The organism is Streptococcus mitis, assembly GCF_002096735.1.
Classification (GTDB): Bacteria; Bacillota; Bacilli; order Lactobacillales; family Streptococcaceae; genus Streptococcus; species Streptococcus mitis_CZ.
On sequence record NZ_NCVC01000017.1, the window covers coordinates 376,673 to 398,284 of the forward strand.

Annotated in this window: 6 protein-coding genes; 2 read left to right on the top strand and 4 right to left on the bottom strand. The window is 38.9% G+C overall.

Features of this window, described 5'->3' with window-relative positions; genetic code table 11:
* Positions 1–47: 47 nt before the first annotated feature.
* From pfkA to B7703_RS08920, 3 genes are all read right to left on the bottom strand, one after another.
* Entirely contained in the window at positions 48–1,055 is a 1,008-nt protein-coding gene (gene pfkA, locus B7703_RS08910) for a 6-phosphofructokinase (protein WP_000820863.1), read from the bottom strand.
* 81 nt (positions 1,056–1,136) lie between these two features.
* Positions 1,137–4,238 carry a DNA polymerase III subunit alpha gene (locus B7703_RS08915; protein WP_192851976.1) on the bottom strand — a complete coding sequence of 1,034 codons (3,102 nt, stop codon included), beginning with the start codon at positions 4,236–4,238 and terminating at the stop codon, positions 1,137–1,139.
* Between the two features lie 124 nt (positions 4,239–4,362).
* A complete protein-coding gene (locus B7703_RS08920) occupies positions 4,363–17,934 on the bottom strand; it encodes a mucin-binding protein (protein ID WP_084924506.1) in 13,572 nt (4,523 codons plus the stop codon).
* 253 nt (positions 17,935–18,187) lie between these two features.
* Here B7703_RS08920 and B7703_RS08925 point away from each other — a divergent pair, with 253 nt between their 5' ends.
* Together B7703_RS08925 and B7703_RS08930 are read left to right on the top strand one after the other, a co-directional pair.
* Positions 18,188–20,470 carry a Xaa-Pro dipeptidyl-peptidase gene (locus B7703_RS08925; protein WP_084924507.1) on the top strand — a complete coding sequence of 761 codons (2,283 nt, stop codon included), beginning with the start codon at positions 18,188–18,190 and terminating at the stop codon, positions 20,468–20,470.
* 466 nt (positions 20,471–20,936) lie between these two features.
* A complete protein-coding gene (locus B7703_RS08930; protein ID WP_020902899.1) occupies positions 20,937–21,407 on the top strand; it encodes an arginine repressor in 471 nt (156 codons plus the stop codon).
* 43 nt (positions 21,408–21,450) lie between these two features.
* On the opposite strand, the gene B7703_RS08935 is transcribed toward B7703_RS08930, so the two are convergent.
* On the bottom strand, positions 21,451–21,609 hold the full coding sequence (locus B7703_RS08935) for a hypothetical protein (protein ID WP_001808548.1): 159 nt from the start codon (positions 21,607–21,609) through the stop codon (positions 21,451–21,453).
* Positions 21,610–21,612: the final 3 nt, after the last annotated feature.

Consider the following 21,612-nt stretch of genomic DNA (forward strand, 5'->3'; position numbering starts at 1 on the left):
GACTCCTTTATATATGACCTTTTTGGTCTTATTAACTAAATTATAAATTATGACAAGCTCTTATTCAAGCTAGATAGCTCAAGGTCAGCCTTGTGTGGGTTGTTAACCACAATCTTACCATCTGCAGTAAGGCTAAACAATGCTCCTTCTTCTGCAGTTCCAAGAATTGGGTTTTCAACCATTTTCTCGTTACGGATACCAACCGCAACACCACCGATACCTTCTTTAAGAAGTTTAACAGCATGGGCACCCATACGTGACGCCAAAACACGGTCACGCGCAGTTGGAGAACCACCACGTTGAATATGTCCAAGTTCTGTCACACGAAGGTCGCTTGTATCCCCAGCTTCTTTTAGTTTTTGACCAAATTCAGCTGCTGACATCACACCTTCTGCCAAGACGATGATATTGTGTTTTTTACCACACTCATAACCGCATTTAATGCTTTCTACGATATCTTCAATCTTGAAGCCTTCTTCAGGAATGATGATTTCATCAGCACCAGTTGCTATACCTGCCCAAAGAGCGATATCACCTGCGTTACGTCCCATAACTTCGATAACAAATGTACGACGGTGACTTGATGATGTATCACGAATCTTATCGATAGCGTCCATAGCAGTCGTAACTGCTGTGTCAAAACCGATTGTGAAGTCAGTACCAACGATATCGTTATCGATTGTACCTGGAAGACCGATAGCTGGGAAGCCATGCTCAGTCAAACGCATAGCACCGTGGTAAGATCCGTCACCACCAATAACAACTACACCTTCAATCCCGTGTTTTTTCAATTGCTCAATCCCTTTAAGTTGCCCTTCAAGTTGAGCGAACTCTGGGTAGCGAGCTGAGTGAAGGAAAGTACCACCACGAGAAATGATGTCCCCTACTGAAGCTGCATCTAGGGGATGAATTTCACCGGCAACCATACCAGCATATCCATCATAGATACCAAACACTTCCATTCCTTCTGAAATTGCTTGACGAACAACTGCGCGGATGGCAGCGTTCATACCAGGGGCGTCTCCACCACTAGTCAAAACAGCAATACGTTTCATATTGGTTATGCTCCTTTTTCTTTTAACATTCTTACTGATTATACCACATTTACGTTGAAAATTCTTCTATTTTCCGTAATTTTAGCGATAAATCGTTTTCATAACGATTCCATTCAATTTCGCTTCTAATTCATCAGATTTAGCTACAAAATGATGGGGAGAAACAATTGTTCTCTGTTCCTCTTCATACCTGATAATGACTGGGATTGGGCCTTTATACTGGTCTAAAATACGTGACATTTCTTGATCCGAGTCATGATTTTTCACCTGAATCCAAAAGCGCTCAGCCACTGCTTCTCTTATTTCTTGTGCAATCATTTGCAGACGACCGTCACGTGACTGGACTTTCCCTTTAATATAGTAGAAGGCTCCTTCTCTTACTTCCTGAGCAACCTGTCGATATAAATCTGAAAAGAGGGTAACATCCAATTTTTTCTTACTGTCATCCACCTGTAAGAAAGCCATATTTTCACCTTTTTTGGTACGAATTACTTTTATCTTCTGAACTTCAACCAAGATAATAGCATAGCTATTTTCTGATAAATTACTAATAGGAGTGATCGGATAAATAGCCTTACTTGCAATAGCTTGTAGTGGATGTTTGCTGACGCCTACTCCTAGGAGCTCTTGTTCCATGTAGAATTTTTCTTGCTCCGTCCAGTCCTCCGAATCTTGCCAACTATAGATGGTCTCTCCAAATAAGCTTCCTAATACTTTCACAAATTCAAATAGATTAGATAAGTTATTGAATACTTTTTTACGATTTTTTTCAAATGAATCGAAAAGACCAACTTTTACCAAAGGTTCCATCAAGGGAAGTTTCAAATAATTCTCAGGTAGTTTAGCTAAAAAATCTTCAATATTAGAATAAGGTCTATGTTCAATAATCCAAAGCGCCAAATCCTTGCTGAGCCCCTTAATCGATTTCAAACCTAGATAGATAGACTTGTTCGCAATTTTATCGTGATAGGGAATAGTATTAATGGACAATGGGGCTACTTCAAAACCTGCTTCTAAGGCATCTGTTACATAATCACTGTTGGCAGAATTCAACATAATCTGATAAAAGATGGCTGGATAATGCGTTTTGAAATAGGCCAACTGGAAGGCCAAGGCTGAGTAGGCATAGGCGTGAGATCGGTTAAAACCATAACCTGCAAACTTCTCCATAACATCAAAAACCTGCTCTGCTTTTTCCACAGTATGACCAGCTTCTATGGAGCCTTGAATAAAGGAAGCCCTCATCTCATGCATGGCAGAGGCATCCTTTTTACCCATAGCTCGACGCAAAATATCGGCCTTCCCAAGACTAAATCCAGCAAATCGCTGAGCAACCTGCATAACCTGCTCCTGATAGAGCATAATGCCATAAGTTGGAGCCAAAATATCCTCCAGAGCTGGATCTAGAACAGTCACTTCTTCCTGCCCATGTTTTCTTGCCACAAAATTATTGATATAGTCACTAGCACCTGGTCGATTTAGGGAAGTAGTTGCTACGACATCTTCAAAACAGACAGGCTGCACACGCTTGAGCAGGCGAATAGCACCAGGTTGCTCAAATTGAAAGATACCTTTTGTATTACCAGACGCAAACAAAGCTAGGGTGTCGTTGTCTTCTAAATCGATTTCTTCAATTTTCAAGTGAATACCTTCTGATTCAGCAAGCAATTCTTGCATCTTCTGGACAAAGGTCAAATTTCGCAATCCCAGAAAGTCCATTTTCAATAGCCCGTTAGATTCAACTCCATGAGCATCATACTGAGTCAGTGGAATTTCGTCACCATGCTTTAGAGGGATGTAGTCAGTCAAATCCTGGTCGCTAATCACAACACCAGCCGCATGGACTGAGGTTTGTCTTGGATAGCCCTCAATCTTACAAGCAATGTCAAAGGCTTTTTGGTATTCTAACTTACTATTGATTTGCTGACGAAACTGGAGATTGCCCTCATAGGCCGACTTAAGATTGTCCCGAAAACTGATTTTCTTAGTAATTGCAGATAATTCATACTCTGGCACACCAAAGCGTTTCAGGACATCACGTAAAGCTTGTTTGGCACCAAAGGTTGAAAAAGTAACGATTTGAGCAGCATGTTTACTGCCATATTTATTGCCAACATACCTGATAAAATCTGGACGATAAATATCAGGAATATCGATATCAATATCAGGCATAGTATAGCGTTCACGATTGAGAAAGCGTTCAAAAATCAGATTTTTCTCTACTGGGTCAATCCCTGTGATATCTAAGGCATAAGAAACCAAGCTGCCTACTGCAGAACCCCGTCCCATTCCCATATAATAGCCATTCGAACGTCCGAAACGCAACAAATCCCAAACAACCAAGAAATAATCATCAAAGCCCATATCATGAATAACAGCTAATTCTTGGTCTAGACGGTCTTGATATTCTTTACTAGACAATCCCTTCTGAGCAAGCCCCAATTCAGCACGCTCTCTCAACTCTTCTACGGCTGGTCTCGCTGGGTTAAAACGAGGCAGTTTCAGACTAGTATCCAAGTCATACGAAATACCTGAAATAAGTTTTTCTAAATTGTCCAAGGCTTGAGGAAAGCGTTCTTGGAATAGTTTTTCTAAAGAACTTGCTGATATAAAGACATCTTGTCTTGAACGCAAGGGAACTTCTCTGAGTGGTAGATTTTCTTTAATCGCAGTTAATACTTGCAGAACTTCTCTATCTCTGCTTTCAAAAGCATTGACCCGATACAGTGGCAAAATAGGATGATGAAATTCGCTTGCCAGTGTTTCTGGATAAACGCCAATATAGTAATCGCAGCCTAGATTTAGCGACTCCAGTCCATCAAAATAAGGCACAATTACCGCAATATCCTCTAGATACTGAGATAGAACTGACCAATTTTTCTCCCCCTGCATCTTGGTTGTTGAAAGCTTCATCAATTGCTGATAGCCCACACTAGATAGAGCTAAAAAGCGCAGATTCACTTCCTGATTATCTACAAACACAGTCATTTCAAGCCCTAGTAAAGGATGAATGCCGTATTTTTTTGTAACCTCTAGAAAGTCAAAAGCACCATAAAGATTATCAATATCCATCATAGCCAAATGAGTGTAGCCGAATTCTTTAGCTGCTCTCACGTACTTGTCGATCGAAATGACGCTCTCCATAAAACTATAGACTGTTTTTGTATCTAGTTGTGCGATCAATTTACACTTCTCCTCTATCCTTCTCACTATATTATACCATTTTCAAAAAAGAAAAGAACCTGAGATGTTAAATCTCAAGTTCTTTCTTAGGCTGAATCAATCACTGTTTGAAAGAAAGTCTGAATTATTCTTCGTCTTTTCTTTTCTTACGAGCAATCAATCCGAATCCACTCAAGGCTCCTAAAAGTCCAAGTGCTGCTAAGCTAGAGTGTGCTTCTGTACCTGTATTTGGAAGTTCACGTTGATCATCCATATACTGTGGTGTAGCAGGCTCTGCTGTTTGTTCTGGTGTCACTGGAACTACTGGTTGTTCAGGAGTCTCAGGTGTCACTGGAACAGGATTTGGTGCAGGACTAGGTTCTGGTTGAGGCTCTGGAGCTGGATTTGGTTGAGGTTGTGGTTGTGGTTGTGGAGTTGGTATATTACCACCTCCGCCACCATTGTTGCCACCACCATTATTTGGTGTAGGATCCTTAGGAACGTAGTTGATTGGTGTATCTTGCGTTGGATCACCAGGTACCTCTGGTACTTCGTATCCTTTCGTTGGATCATTTGGATCAACTGGTTTCAATGGATTTCCATTTGGATCTACAGGGATAAATCCTGGTACGTAAGGTACTTTTGGTTTATCTGTTCCTGGTTTAGTTGGATCTTTCGGATCATTTGGATATGTGATTGGATTTGTTGGTGTTCCTGGAATATTTGGAATCCATGAACCCAACTTATCGTAAATCACTGTTTCATTGATATCCTTGATTGTATCAGGAGTTACTTGTACATCTTTAGTTGATGATTCTAGATCACCAGCTTTAGCGATGTATCCTTTCACAACTGGTACTGGGTATCCATTGAAGATATCATCGTTACGATCTGTTGTCCATTTACCATAAGTGATTACACCAGTTACTAAGTTCACTTTCGCCTCACGAGTGAACTTGATAGTTTCTGTACGAGTTTCAGAAACTTCTTTTCCATCACGATCTACATACTTAATTGTACGTGTAGCAGCTTTTTCAGTTACCATATCTTTCACTGAATCTGGCCATACTGGGCTGTTTGGATCGTTAGGGAATACTGGCTTGCCTGGTTCAGGTTTTGATGGAGTAATCGGTGTTCCATCTGGATTCTTCGGTAAGTTTGGATCGTTTGGATCAACTGGTTTACCTGGTGTAACTGGAATGATTCTTTCAGCTACTGTTACAGTAAATTTCTGATCTACCGATTTATCTTTATCAAATACTCTGTCTGTATCTTTAGATGGGAAGTTATTGTTAACTACTCTATATCCAGCTTTTTCAAGTCTTTCAATAGTCTTAGTCACTTCATCAACTTTAGACTTGTTGAAGTTAGCTCCTGAATCACCTTCATCCACTACTTGAGTTGATACTTCTTTATCATTTTCATCTACGAACTTAGTGATAGCTTTTTGCTTATCAGTTTCGTAAATGATTTCAATATTTTTTCCTGGTTCTGTTGGTACTGGTGGTACTTCATATCCTTTCGATGGATCTTTTGGATCAACTGGTGTTAATGGAACTAATGGGTTAATGTCTGGATCAAAAGGCTTAGTTGGGTCTTTTGGTACTTTTGGCTCAGTTCCTGGGTAATGAGGAACGATCGGTTTATCAGTTCCTGGTTTAGTTGGATCTTTCGGATCATTTGGATATGGGATTGGATCAATTGGTGTTTCACCATTCGGTACTTTCGGTACCCATGAACCAAGTTTAGTGTAGACAACTTCGATATTTTCATCTTTAGAGTCTGCAGTTAAGTTTTCTGTAGCTGCTACTTCTTTTTGTTTCGCATCTTTCAGGATGTATCCTTTAACGACTGGTGATGTTACAGCATCGAACTTCTTATCTCCATCTTTAGCAGTCCAGTCACCGTAAGTTATTTCACCTGTTACAGTGTTGATCTTAGCTTCACGAGTGAATGTCACTTTATCCGTTACTTTCTTAGCAACTTCCTCACCTTTTTCGTTAACATAAGTGATTGTACGGTTCACGTGACGAGTTGTGTCAATCTTCTTAATTAGATCTTCTGTCCATTTTGGTCCATTAGGGTTGTTTGGATCGATTGGATCACCCGGTTTTGGTTTGTTTGGATCATTTGGATTTTCTGGATCAACTGGTTTAAGTGGCTCAACGTGTGGTTTAACCGTTACTTCGAAGACTTGATCTGCTTTTGTATCTTTATCGTAGTTCTTATCTGTAGCTGTTGTGAATCCGTCAGTTACTAAGTCATATCCAAGTTTCTTCAAGTCTGCAAGTTTATCTGCTGTTGAGTACTTGATTGGCTCTCCAGATTTACCTTCTAGGTTATCTGTATGAAGTACTGTTCCTGTTCCTTCTACCACATAAGTTACTTTCGCTTTTTGAGTATCTTTCTCATAAGTGATTTCAGTATCTTCTGTTGGGTTTTCAGGTGTTGGTGGAACATAACCTTTACTTGGATCGTTTGGATCTACTGGTTTCAGTGGATTTCCATTTGGATCTTTTGGAGTTGTTCCTGGAACATAAGGAATCGGTGTTGTTGGTGTTCCTGGTTTCGTTGGATCTGTTGGATCGTTTGGATATTGAGGTTTATCAATATTTGGAACTTCGAATCCTTCTGGTACTTTTGGTACATATTTACCTAGTGGTGTGTAAACGACATTCACTACTGAATCAGCTGCATCGTGAGCAACATTTTCTACTTTTTCAGCTGCTTTAATATCTGCAACATATCCTTCGATTACTGGAGATGTTACCTCAGCTAATGTTTGTGGTTCTGTCCAGTCAGAAGTATATGTGATTTCACCTGTTACTTTGTTTAGATCACCTTTACGAGAGTAACGAAGTTTTTGTTCTACAGTTGGACGAGCCTCTTGACCACGTTTATCAGCGTCTACTTTATCAGTATTTGCGTATCTGTAGTTGATTGTACGATTTACTTCATCTAGTAATCCAAGTTGTTCGTAAGTACGTTGTTTTGGATCTCCCGGTACTTTGTCTCCTGGTTTTGGAGTAACATTAGGATTATTTGGATCTAGCGGTTTATCTGGATCGATTGGAGTAATTCCTTCTTTAACGATTACGTAGTAAACTTGGCTAATTCCTTTATCACCTTTATCGTCTTTGTCATCGAATGTACGGTTTTCCTCAGCGTAGAATGCTACACGTTCTGCTGTATAAGCTGGATCAGTTGGTTCAACAACTTCATAACCTTTAGCTTCTAACTCAGCTTTAACGTTATCAACATTTGTTGTCTTGATTGCTTTACCTGTGTCTCCTGCTTCCGCAACTGATACGTGAACTGCAGTTCCATCAGCTTTAATGAAGTGAACTAGAGCTACTTGAGAACCATCCTTAACATACGTGATTGTAGTGTTTTGAGTTGGATCTTCCGGTACTTTTGGTACTTCATATCCTTTCGTTGGATCGTTAGGATCTTTCGGAGTTAATGGTTTACCGTTTGGTCCTACAGGTGTTGTTCCAGGGATGTATGGTACTACTGGAGTTTCAGCAGGTGTCCCTGGTTTTGTAGGATCGTTTGGATCATTTGGATATGGTTTTGGAGTTAAGTCAGTGTTCGCTGGAGGTGTTACTCCTTCAGGAATTACTGGTACATATGAACCAAGTTTACGGTAGATAATTGTTTCTTCACTATCTTTATCTGTAGCTTTAACATTTTCACGAGCTGTAGATTTAGCGGCTGAAGCTACATATCCAGGTTTATCTGGAGTTGTTATAGAATCGATTGTTGTATCGTCACCTTTAGCTTTCCAATCACTAAAGTTAGAGATTGCTCCAGTTACTGGATCTAAGTCAGCTGTACGAGTGAATGTTAATGTTTGGACATTATCAGGGATACCTGCATCTGATCCGTCAGCTAGTTTGTAGTGAACTGTGTGCGTTACTTCTTCGATTAATCCTAATTCTTTGTACGTACGACCTTTTGGATCGTTTGGTACTTTGTCTTCAGGTTTTGGAGTAACAGCTGGAGTATTTGGATCTGCTGGTTTAGAAGGATCTAATGTTACTGGTTTTGTAGTATAAACTACTGTTTCATTAATGTCTTCAGCAGTTGCTGTTACTTCTGATGCTGGTACAGTCACTTTATTTGGAGTGTAATTCTTAATTTCTGGTGAAGTTACTTCTTCAAATGTTTGAGCTGGTGACCAGTCTCCGAATGTAATCTTACCAGTTACTGGGTTAATTGTTGCTGAACGTTTGAACTCTTTCGTTTCTTCTACTGAATCAGCAGCCTTCTTACCGTCTGCATATACATAGTTGATTGTACGTTTAACTTCTTCTTTACGTCCATCTTCTAACTCTTTGATTAACTCTGGAGTCCATTTTGGTCCTGTTGGATTATTTGGATCAATTGGTTTATCTGGAGTTGGTGCTGGATCATTTGGATTTACAGTTACTGGTTTAATCGCTACAAGGACTTTGTATTCTTGGTTAGTCTTAGAGTCTGCATCAAACTTACCATTTTCTGGGTAGTTGTTTTCAACAACTGTATATCCTTTAGCTTTCAGAGCTTCGATTGTAGCTGTTACTTCTGTACCTTTCGTAAATGCTTTTCCTGTATCTCCAGTATCAACGATTGATTGAGCCACTCCACCTTTTTCAGTCTTATCCGTTTCACTGTTTACTTCAATGAAATGAACAACCGCTACTTGAGAACCATCTTTCGTATAAACAATTGTTGTATCCTCAGTTGGATTTGTTGGTGTTGGTGGGTTATAACCTTTCGTTGGATCGTTAGGATCTTTTTGAGTTAATGGTTGTCCATCTGGTCCTACTGGTGTTGTTCCTGGAACATATGGAATCGTTGTTGTTGGTGTTCCTGGTTTTGTAGGGTCATCTGGATTGTTTGGATATTGTGGATTTTCAATTGTCGGAGGAGTGAATCCTTCTGGAACAACTGGTACAAATTTACCTAAATCTTTATAGATAACTTTTTCAATAATATCTTTATCCGTTGCATTAACACCCGTTACATCTTGCTTAGATGACTCAACATCTCCTGTAGCTACGTATCCAGTTTTAACTGGTACTACAGCTTTACCTTCAAGAGTTGTATCGTTATCTTTAGCAGTCCATTCACTATAAGTAATTTCACCTGTAACTCCATTTACTGATGCTGTACGTGTGAAGCTTACTGTAGTTTCATGTTTAGGTTCTGCATCAGTTCCACGTTTAGAAGTATCTGCTACATCATCTGCATAAGTATACGTAATTGTACGTTTTACTTCTTCTGCCAGTTTAAGATCTTTATATTTTGGTCCATTTGGATTTTTTGGATCTACTGGTTTTTCAGGATCGAAGTTTGGATCTTTTGGATCAATTGTAATTTGTTTTGTTTTGTAAACTACAACTTCTTCATAATCAGCAGCATCTGCCGTCACAGTTTTCGCTGGTACGTCACTTACTGTTGGATTACTTACTAATGCTGAAGTGTATCCGTCAATTGTAGGAGTTATTACAGCTTCAAATCCATCAGTTGTCTTAGGTGTCCATGCTCCATATTCAACTTCTCCTGTCACAAGGTTAACTTTAGCTGTTCTAGTAAATTCAAGCGTTTGAACTTTCTTAGCTACAACATCTGTTCCAAGTTTGCCATCTTCTACTGGAGTTGCATTTTCATATACATACTTGATTGTACGTGTTACAGATTCAGTTGTCTTCAAGTCTTTAACAGATTCTGGCCATTTTGGTCCATCTGGTTTTGTTGGATCTACTGGTTGACCTGGTTCTGGTTTCACATAACCTGGAGTTGTTGGATCAGTTGGAATATCTTTAACAATCGGTTTGAATGTTACTGTATACTCTTGGTTTGTTGATGCATCAGCGTCAAATACTTTTTCAGCATCTGTTGATGGATAATCTTTTTCACCTGCATTTACATTAGCTACTTTTTCATATCCACGAGCTAAGATCTTATTGATTGCCGCAGTAACATCCGCATCTTTCGTAAAGGCTTTACCTGTATCTCCTGTATCGACTACTGATGGTTCTAATCCTTTACCAGTTGTATCTACAAATTTCGTTACAGCTACTTGAGAACCATCTTTCGTATAAACGATTGTTGTATCCCCTGTTGGTGTTGTTGGAGCTGGTGGTAAGTATCCTTCTTCTTTATTAGCAGGGTTTTTCGGTGTCAACGGTTGTCCATCTGGTCCTACTGGTGTTGTTCCTGGAACATATGGAATCGTTGTTGTAGTTGTTGGATCACCTGGTTTAGATGGATCATCTGAGTTTGGATATTGTGGATTTTGAATTGTAGGAGGAGTGAATCCTTCTGGTACAACTGGTACATATTTACCTAGTGCTTTATACACTACTTTTTCCGTAATATCTTTATCTTCTGCTTTAACTGATGTTACATCTTTCTTAGATGAATCTACATCGCCTGTCGCTACATAACCTGCTACTTTAGGAAGTTCTGCTTTTCCTTCTAATGTAGTGTCATTATCTTTAGCTTCCCATTCTCCGTATGTGATTTCTCCTGTTACTGGGTTCACTTGAGCTACACGAGTATAGTTCACTTTTGTAGTGAATGGATCAGCTACATTCGTTCCAGCTTTATTGCCATCTTTTTCAGCTTGGTTCAATTCACTTGCTTCTGTTGAGTAAGTGTACGAAATTGTACGTGTTACTTCTTCAGTATTTTTCAATTTCGCAAGTAATTCGTCAGTCCATTTTGGTCCATTTGGATCATTTGGATTAATTGGCTCATCTTTCTTAGGTTCTTTATAACCTGGAGCTTTGGGATCAACAGTGATTAGTTTAGTTTTGTATACTACTACTTCTTCGAAGTCTTTATCTGTAGCCGCAACAGTTTTCTCTGGTACATCAGCTGTTGTTGGAGTTACACCTGCAACTGCCGCTGTGTATTTCTCTAATACTGGAGATGTTACTGCTTCGAATTTTTGGTTCGCTGACCAATCTCCGTATGTGATTTCTCCTGTCGCAACATTAATCTTACCAGGACGAGTAAATTTAAGTGTTTTAACTTTCTTGTCAGCTACACTTGTTAGATTAGATTCTGCTACTGGAGTACCGTCTTCGTATACATACTTAATTGTACGTGTTACTTCTTCTTGTACTTTTACAGCGTTGATTAATGCTTCAGTCCATTTTGGTCCATCTGGATTACTTGGATCGAGTGGTGTTACACCTGGAGTTGGTTTTGGATTATCATTGCTTGATGGTTTAGTTGGATCAAATGATGGAACATCTACTACTTTAGCTTTGAATTTCACAACATATTCTTGATCAACTGCAGCATCTTTATCGAACTTGTCTGCTGATACAAATCCGTTATCAACAAGTTCATAACCTTTCTTAACTAGCTCAGCAATCTTATCAGTTACTGAAGTTGCTGTTGTAGCTGGGTAAGCTGCTTCAGATTTACCTGTTACTGCGATTGGATCTGCAAGACCTGGAGTAATGACTTTATCTGTATTAGTAGGGTCTACTTCTACGAATTTAACTACAGCTTTTTGATCTACTGGAGAGTATTTAACAGTAACTAGCAGTTTATCTGGACTTGATTCTGGATCGATGTCCGCTGTTGCTTCTACTAGCGCATTGTCAGGTAAATATCCTGGAACAGTAGGAGATGTTACATTATTAAATCTTCTATCACTATCTTCTTGAGTTACTTCTGTTTCCACTCCTGTTGTTGGAGAAATCTTCGATATTTTTCCTGCTGAAGCTTCCCATTTACCATAACTAACCGCTGCTTTTGCTTCTGCTGTTGCGTTAGCTTCTTTAGCTTTATTTTCTACAAACTTAAATAATGTAGCTTTTGCATCTTCAGCTGCTTTAGAATTTTCTCCACTTGCTTTTACAACATCATTATATTTTTTATATTCTTCTGGATATAATCTTGAAGTTGCTGCAAGATCAAGTTTACGAGTACGCGTAAATGTTAGAGTTTCTTTTACTCTATCCGCTTTGTCATTATCATTAACTTTTACAAATGCTTCTTTTCTATCAGCTGGAATTTCATCAGCTAGATTTTTGTCTGCTACATCTGCTACTGCTTTATCAGCATAAACATAGTCAATATAACGTGTTACTGTTCTCGTTTCGTTGTCTGAAGCTGAAAGTTCAGTTTTCTTATGACGTAGATATACGTTGAATGGTTGATCAACATCTTTATCATTATCAAATGTGCGTCCATCTGCGATAGCCTTACCTTGAGCATCATTTGTATAGTCATCTGTTACTAATTCATAACCAAGATCCTCATATTTCTTAATAGTTTCTGCTGTTAAGTAAGGAATCTTCGTATGAGATTTACCTTGAAGTTTCTCTACGTTATAAGTTGTTTTCGCATCTGGATTTGTTGCAGGAGCAGTTGCCGCTGTTTGTATTTCAAGAATACGAGCATCTCCTGTTGCATCTAAGTCGATATACGTTACATTCGCTTTTTGTTTATCAGCTTTATAAACAACATACATATCGAAGTCATCTTTGTCGTCTGAACGAACTTCTGATACTAATGGTTCGTATGCACCAACATCTCTAGTATTGTCAGCTACTGGAGTATACAATCCAACAGGTTGTTTACCATTGTGGATGTGTCCCATCTTACCATCTGCACGAGGAGTGAAGTCTGCTGTTACTACTTCTGCAGTATATCCTTTAACAGTTGGTGAGATAATTTCTTTAAATTTAGAATTATCCGCACTTGAAGATGTCCATTTACCAATGATAATTGTTCCTTGATTGAACTTAGTTCCTTTTGGAATTGTTTGTCCAACTTTATAAGTTGTTCCTGCTGCATCCGTTACTTGGTTTGTTGTAATGATTTCTTTATCTGTTTCACCAGCCTCAGTAAAGATTTGATAATCACGAGTATAGTCAATTGTTTGTGTACGAGTAACTGGTGTGTTATCGATTGCTACAATTGGATTATTATCTTTATAAGAATCTTGGCTTGTTGGATTATCGTTATCATTTTCATATACATAATGAATGGTACGAGTAATTGATGCTTTCGACTGTGGTTTAACAATTGGAGTATATTTGGCCTTACCATAGTCAGTTCCATAGCGACTTGTTACAGGGTCTCCTGCTACTTTATTGTTATAGTCAATATCCGGTTGTTGTTTTGTTACACCTGTACCTGTACCTACGAACTTAGGATGTGGAGTAAATTTAATTTCACCACTATCTTGATTTAATGTGTACGTACCTTCATTTTCGATTACGATTTCTGTATCTGTTACTTTAGTATAGCTACGAGGTACTGTTGTAACTTCTCCAGTTTCAGGATCAATATGAACTGCATCTGGAAGTTTAGAACCCATTAAGTTCTCATACGTTGTTGCTTCGCGAGATCCTTTTGGAACAATATCATTGTTAGCGTTGTATGTTGTTCCGTTTAATGTGACACTCTCACCTTTCGGAACAAGCTGATCCGCTGATGTTTCCTTGGCTAAAGTTGAAATCTTATTTCCGGTTTCACGCGGAATTGTTTGTCCAGTATTATAAGTTACATTGTCGAATGTATTATTAGCTGAATTAGTAAATGGCGTATTGATAGTAGCTCCTGCTGGAATTGTTCCTCTCGCTGGAATTGTTTGCTCTGTTCCATTCGCTAATGTTACTTTTACTTCCACTGGTGCTGGGTGATTGCTTTGAGGTTTTGCACCAGCAGGGATCGTAGTACCTGAAACTAATCGAATGTTATTTACAGTGACATTTCCTGTTCCTGTAACATTCACATCACCAGTATTCGCTATTGTAGTTCCTGCCGGAATTTTATCTGCTGGTTTATAAGTGACTGTTGTTCCATCTGTTAGTGTAACAGTTGTTTCCTTATCAACTTTTGTATCTTCTGTATATAATTTCCCTGGTGTTTCTTTTCTAGTTGCAAAAGTTGGTTTCTTAGTTTTATCTAGTATTACATAATCAGCTGTATACTTAACGTCTTCTACTTTATCATTCGTAACAGTTTCAACAGTTCCATAAACTGGGATAGTTGGATTAGATTTTTGAACAGCACCTTGAACATCCTCAGTAGTAGTATCTTCTCCTACTGGACGAACGTCGATTACCGTTGGAATATAACTAGTATCCATTGATTTGGCACCGTTATTTCCATTGTTTACATTTTCTAATACTTTATCTTTTTCAGCTAGAGTCGTACTTGTTAGAGATTCTTTAATTGTATCTTCTGTAGCTTCCCATCCAGTGTGACTTCCATTATCATCCCACGCGCGGATAGCTACCCCTTTAGCTGTACCTACAAATCCTGCTTCTGGTTGAAAACTAATCTTAGTAAAGCTTAGAGAACCTTGTGTAGTATTCTTACCTTCTGCAGAACCTTCATTTAGTTTATAAACCCCAACTTTATTCCCAGCTGTATCATATTCAGTATATTCAGATAAGTAATATTCAGTCTTACCTGTCAATTTATTCGTTACTTTAACAGCTGTACCAAGAGTATTTCCTCTTGCATCTTTAACAACAACTTCCGTACCGTTATAGATTGTTTGGCTTAAGTGGTCTTTTACTTCAACAGTCTTACCAGTTGGTTCTTCAGATTTAACAACCGTATCATTTAACACCATCTTAGGCGCCGTATTATTATCAATTTCCGCCCATTGTTTATAGTTAGATTCAATTGTTTTACCACTAGCCTTGAACATAGCGTTGGTAGGGAAATTCACTTCTTGTTTTTTCCCTTGAAAATCTTTTGTTTCATGACGTGTTCCACGAGGTGGGTGAATAACGTTCGCAACAAAGTCTTCTACTTCCCCTGAAGACGCTAATCCTGTTGGTAATCTTAAGTCGTTTTTGTCTACAGAAACACGTAAACGAACACCAAGATTATCTACTGATGTGTTTAATAATTGAGGTGTATTTTTGAAGGTGATATCATATGTTCCATCAGCATTAGCTGTTACTAATTCAGATGATTCATAAAGATCAAATTTACCGTTACCGTTAAAGTCAACCCATCCACGAACATAAGCCACATCATTATTAACACCACGATTAACTTTGACACCTTTTAAGATATATTCATTTTCACTTGCATGACGTAGTGTGTATTTAGTTGCTACTGCTGGATCAAGAAGTTGTCCTTCACCTTCATCAGGTAGGTTACCTACACCAAGTCCACGTGTTGCTTGATTGTATAGACCTTTAATTGGTAAACCATCTCCACCTTGTAATGTATTAGCTGTTGATAGAATTTCACCATTTTTAATCGCTACTTGCGTTCCATCAGCCATACGAATTACAGGGTTTTTACCATCTAATAAGTATGTTCCTGATTGACCTTTAGAGTTTGTAACTTGCGTTGAACCGCTAACAAGACTGATTTCTTTATAATCTTCTGAGTTAACTAAGTCATCAAGTACCCAAGCTCCATTCGGTTCAGTGATTGTTGTACGGAAGTCTGTATCTGCAGGAACATCTCCTAAATATGGTTGTGTCGCAGTTACTTGCGTTCCATTCTTATCTTTATTAAAGTTACCAATGATGTGTTGTGCTGAACCATAAGAGGCTGGTGCATCCCCACCATCATAAATAACGAAACCTACTGTTGCTGATTGGCTACCATTGGTATTAATGTAAACTCCTAAGTTCTCAACATTTTGAGTAAGACCTATAGGAAGATCATAACCATCATTAATACCTGAATTGAAAGGTCCGAATAATTGGCTTCCATAACCTGTTTCCGTTTTATTCGCCCACTCAGAAAGATTATAACCTGTTGATAACCTTGCATTTGTTTTTCTATCGAAAGTATATGTAAAGTTAGAGTTAATATTTCTATTAGGGAATAAACCTTTAGAAGCCGTTTTGTTTTTATTCAAACGCATGAACTCTTCCCAAGGTGTTCCATCAGATTCGAACTGAGTAAATTCTGCCGCACCTAAATCTTCTGAATCAACTGCAATCGCATTAACCGCGACTGGGCGTCCATTATATGTTGCTGATAATTGGAACTTAACCCCAACGTTACCACCATCATAAGCTGGAGCAAAGGCAGTTAATCGTTCACGAGTTACCCCGTTTGAATCTTCATATTTAGTTTCAAATCCTGCTAATCGTAAATGACTCCAGTTCGGATCTTGTCTTGTTACAATGACGTCTTCACGTTGAACAACACCATCAACAGGGCTTCTGTTGATATTTTCAGGTTCACCATTAGCTTTATTTAAAGTATATGTTTCTGTGGTAACTTTTTTACGAGAAAGGGAACTTACTGTTGCACTTAATGTATAACCTTTTACCTTAGTTGGTACATCGAAACGCATTCCTTCTTGAAGAACCTCAAATATTTCATTATTAAATCGTCCTTCAGATAGACCTTGTTGCACTTCATGTTTCACATGATCATATGTTTTCCACAATGTATATTTAGCTAATCCAGACGCTAAAAATGCCGGATCATTTGTTTTCTTACCTACTAACTCTGGATGAGTTGTAGATTCAAGAACTGTACGAACCATTGTAAAACGGCCACGTTCTTGACGTCCTTTTGAACTAGTGAAGTTAACCATAGCTGGATTGTCAACATATTCAACAGCTCCTACTTTTGTTCCATCAGAATAGGTAATAGACGCAGTAGCGAAGTCAAACCAGTTGATTGCTTCACGAAGTTGACTATGGTTTTTTTCACCAGCTGAACCATAAGCTACATCACCAATAGCAAAATTATATGTTTTACTACCATTTTGATCTACCTTACCATTAGCCAATGTTACAGTTGCTACGGCAGCACCTGTATTACCTTTTCGTTTAACTTCGATTTTATCTTCAGCTGTCAAGGATGGATTTGCAGTACGGATTTCTTTTTCAATGGCACGCGCTTCCTCCTCAGTAATATCTCCAACATTATTAACAACAACTTTGTTAATAGGATTAGCAATAGCTACTGTAGAACCTGCTGCATCCGTCAACACAGCTTCAACCTTACCTACATGTCCTGCACGTTTCATCTCAGCATAGACTGCTTCAATAGCAGATGAGATACGTTGGAGTTGGGCATCCAATTCTTGCTTCGTGATTTCTCCAGCAGCAAGAGCTTTCTTAGAAGCTTCGATTTGAACTTTAGCTGAAGCTACTGCAGTTGCAATTGCTTCTTTTCCAGCTTTATCTTCTGCCTTTTTATCCGCAAAGTTTGAGGCAGTTGTGTTCAATACTTCTGCTTCAGATGTCAACTGCTCAAGAACAGTTTTAGTAGCAGTAATTGGATTTTCTGCTTTCTTTTCGTCCTTTTTATCCGCTTTTTCATCAACTGCTTTTTCAGTTTTTTTGTCTGATGCAGGAGTTAGTGTTGCTTTTTCTTTGTCAGCAGCTTCTGTTTTTTCAGTTGTAGTAGCCTCAGATGCTTTTTCATCTTTCTTAGATGCTTCAGCAGCTAATTTCGCAACTTCCTCATCACTTAAGGCTGGCTTTTCTACTACAGCCGCTTCCGTAGTAGCAGAAAGAGCTGGTGTCGTCACATTTGTGACATTATCACTTGCCTTATCATCTTTTGGAGCAGATGCAACAGCTTCTGTTTTATTTTCAGTAGCTGCTTCTTCTGCCTTGGCAGTCGTTTGGGCAGCACCCAAAATCAAGGCTGTCCCCAACAGTACACTCGCAGCACCAAAATGATACTTACGAATAGAGAAACGTTGGCTCAGCCCATACCAATCAAAAGATTTATTTTTTTGTCTTTTTGATTTATACATTTTTATCGCTTTCTTGTTTTAATGATTGTAATCATGAATACAATTACATACTCCAATTATACCACCCCCCCCCCGATTTAGTCAATGTATATCACGCTTTTTTACTGTTTTATAAAAGTAATTTCCTTTGTTTTTAAGAGTTAACATGTTAAAATATATACGCCGATGAATATTATTCTTTGGAGAGATTAATCTTGATTTTTCCCTCTTTTTTTGATATAATAATCTTAAGTATAATTTTATCGGAGGTTTTATGCGTTTTAATCAATTTAGCTATTTAGCGCTACCCAGAGATAGAATTATCTTTGAATTAAGAAAGTATGGATTTGATTTACCAGTCAACATTACAAATAAAAAAATGCTTGAAGCGTTTCTTATTCGTTTCTTTTTTAATTATAAAGATAGTGCCTATCCTCTATCCAGTTTGGCAGTTGATAAAGAAACTGACTTACTGACTTTTCTTCAGTCAGACAAAGAGTTGACTGCAGATATTTTCTACACTGTAGCCTTTCAACTTTTAGGCTTTTCTTATTTGGTTGACTTCGAAGATAGTGAAGTTTTTCGTAAAGAAACTGGATTTCCCATTGTGTATGGTGACTTGATTGAAAATCTCTATCAGTTACTTAATACGCGCACCAAAAAGGGAAATACTCTTATCGACCAACTTGTTAGCGATGGTCTTATCCCTGAGGATAATGACTACCACTACTTTAACGGCAAGAGTTTGGCTACTTTTTCTAGTCATGATGTGATTCGAGAAGTCGTTTATATTGAATCTCGTGTCGATACTGACCAAAAAGGGCTACCAGACTTAGTCAAGGTTAGCATTATTCGTCCTCGTTATGATGGCCAAATCCCTGCTATCATGACAGCCAGCCCCTACCATCAGGGAACCAATGACAAGGCCAGCGATAAGGCTCTCTACAAGATGGAGGGCGAGCTTGAGGTCAAACCTGCTCACAAGATTGAGCTAGAAGAACCTCAAGTCAATCTTGTCCAACCTCAAGGCCAAGCTGAGCTTGTGTCAGAAGCTGAGGAAAGGCTAACGCACATCAACGCTAGCTATAGCCTCAACGACTACTTCCTTCCACGAGGTTTTGCCAATCTCTATGTGTCAGGTGTTGGTACCAAAGACTCTACTGGTTTCATGACTAATGGCGACTACCAGCAAATCGAGGCTTATAAAAATGTCATCGATTGGCTTAATGGTCGTTGCCGTGCCTTTACCGACCACACGCGCCAGCGTCAAGTAAAGGCTGACTGGTCAAATGGAAAAGTCGCTACAACTGGACTTTCCTATCTAGGTACCATGTCCAATGGTCTTGCGTCTACAGGAGTCGATGGTTTAGAGGTTATCATTGCCGAGGCCGGCATTTCTTCATGGTACAACTATTACCGTGAAAACGGTCTGGTAACTAGCCCAGGTGGCTATCCAGGTGAGGACTTTGACTCCCTTGCTGAACTGACCTACTCACGAAATCTCTTGGCTGGCGACTATATCCGTGCCAATGAAGCTCACCAAGCTGACTTAGAAAAAGTAAAAAAACAACTGGATCGCAAGTCTGGCGACTACAATCAGTTTTGGCATGACCGCAACTATCTGCTCAATGCTGATAAAGTAAAGGCAGAGGTTGTCTTTACTCATGGTTCTCAAGATTGGAATGTCAAACCACTTCATGTTTACCAGATGTTCCATGCCCTTCCTAGTAATATCAACAAGCACCTCTTTTTCCATAATGGCGCCCATGTGTACATGAACAACTGGCAGTCTATTGACTTCCGTGAGTCCGTGAATGCCTTATTGACTAAGAAATTACTAGGACAGGAAACAGATTTCCAACTTCCTACTGTTATCTGGCAGGACAATACAGCCCCTCAGACTTGGTTATCACTTGATAACTTCGGTGGCCAAGATAACTTTGAAACATTCGCACTTGGTCAAGAAGAGCAAGTCATTCAAAACCAGTACTCAGATGAGGATTTTGAGCGTTATGGTAAAACTTACCAGACCTTCAATACAGAACTCTATCAAGGGAAAGTCAATCAGATTACTATTGACCTTCCTGTGACCAAGGATCTCCACCTGAACGGTCGTGCCCAACTCAATCTTCGTATCAAATCCAGTACAAATAAGGGGCTCTTATCTGCCCAACTGCTAGAATTTGGACAGAAGAAATACCTACAACCTTATCCAGCTGTATTAAGTGCTAGAACCATTGACAACGGTCGCTACTACATGTTGGAAAATCTTAACGAATTGCCTTTTCGTGAAAATGCACAACGCATCGTGACAAAAGGCTACCTCAATTTACAAAATAGAAATGATTTACTGTTAGTAGAGAATATTACTGAAGATGAATGGATGGATATCCAATTTGAATTGCAACCAACTATTTACAAGTTAAAAGAAGGAGATACTCTTCGTTTAGTCCTCTATACTACTGACTTTGAAATAACAATCCGTGACAATACCGCTTACCACCTGACTGTCGATCTAGAACAGTCTAGCCTTATCCTACCTTGTCAAAAGGTATGATATCAGACTTTCAATATGGAAGATTTCCACTTAAACAGTTGAAACAAACATAAACTTGGTATCAACTTCAATCCCAATATGGGCTTATGATAGGTCTACACGGGAGCTTAGACAAAAGATACTAAGACTCTAACCAACATGTGTACTCATTAATAACACTCGCTACCACACCACATGTTGGAAAATCTCTGTGATTTGACATTAATCGTAAATTCACAACAAGTCGTGACAAAAGGCTACCCTAATTGAATGATTTACTGTTAGTAGAGGACACCAATGTAGATAAACGGATAGATACCCAATTCATCTACACTCAACTAGTGACAAGTTAAAAGAGTGGGATTTTCTCCATTTAGTCCTATACTACTGACTTTGAAATCATCATACGTGACAATACCGCTTACCACCCGACTGACGATTTCGTTCCGTCCACGCTTTCTGTACCCAGTACAAGGAGTAACATTTTATGAATAAATCTGAACACCGACACCAACTCATACGAGCTCTTGTAACGAAAAACAAGATTCATACTCAAGCTGAGCTACAAGCTCTTCTTGCCGATAATGATATTCAAGTTACACAAGCTACACTTTCGAGAGATATTAAAAGTATGAACCTCTCAAAAGTACGTGAAGAAGACAACTCTTACTACGTGCTCAATACAGGCTCTATCTCAAAATGGGAGAAACGTCTCGAAATCTACATGGAAGATGCTCTTGTCTTGATGCGTCCCGTTCAACACCAAGTCCTCCTTAAAACCCTTCCTGGACTTGCGCAATCCTTTGGTTCTATCATTGATGCATTAAGTTTCTCTGACGCTATCGCTACTCTCTGTGGTGATGATGTCTGCCTTGTCATCTGCGAAGATGCAGAAGCTGCTCAAAGATGCTTTGAAGAACTGAAAAAATTCGCTCCACCATTTTTCTTTGAAGAATAAGAAAATTCCGTGTCTGATGTGGCACGGAATTTTGTTATATTCTTTACTGAGATGGATTTTCTTTTTTAGTTCGTGCTAATCTCAGGGCACGATTTGGATTGAGACGATTAAATAGTTCTTCCAATTTCTTTTCATTCCAAACATCTGCGGCAGAAACGAAATTACCATCCGCATCTCGGAAAGATATCGGTTTATCTCCCATATC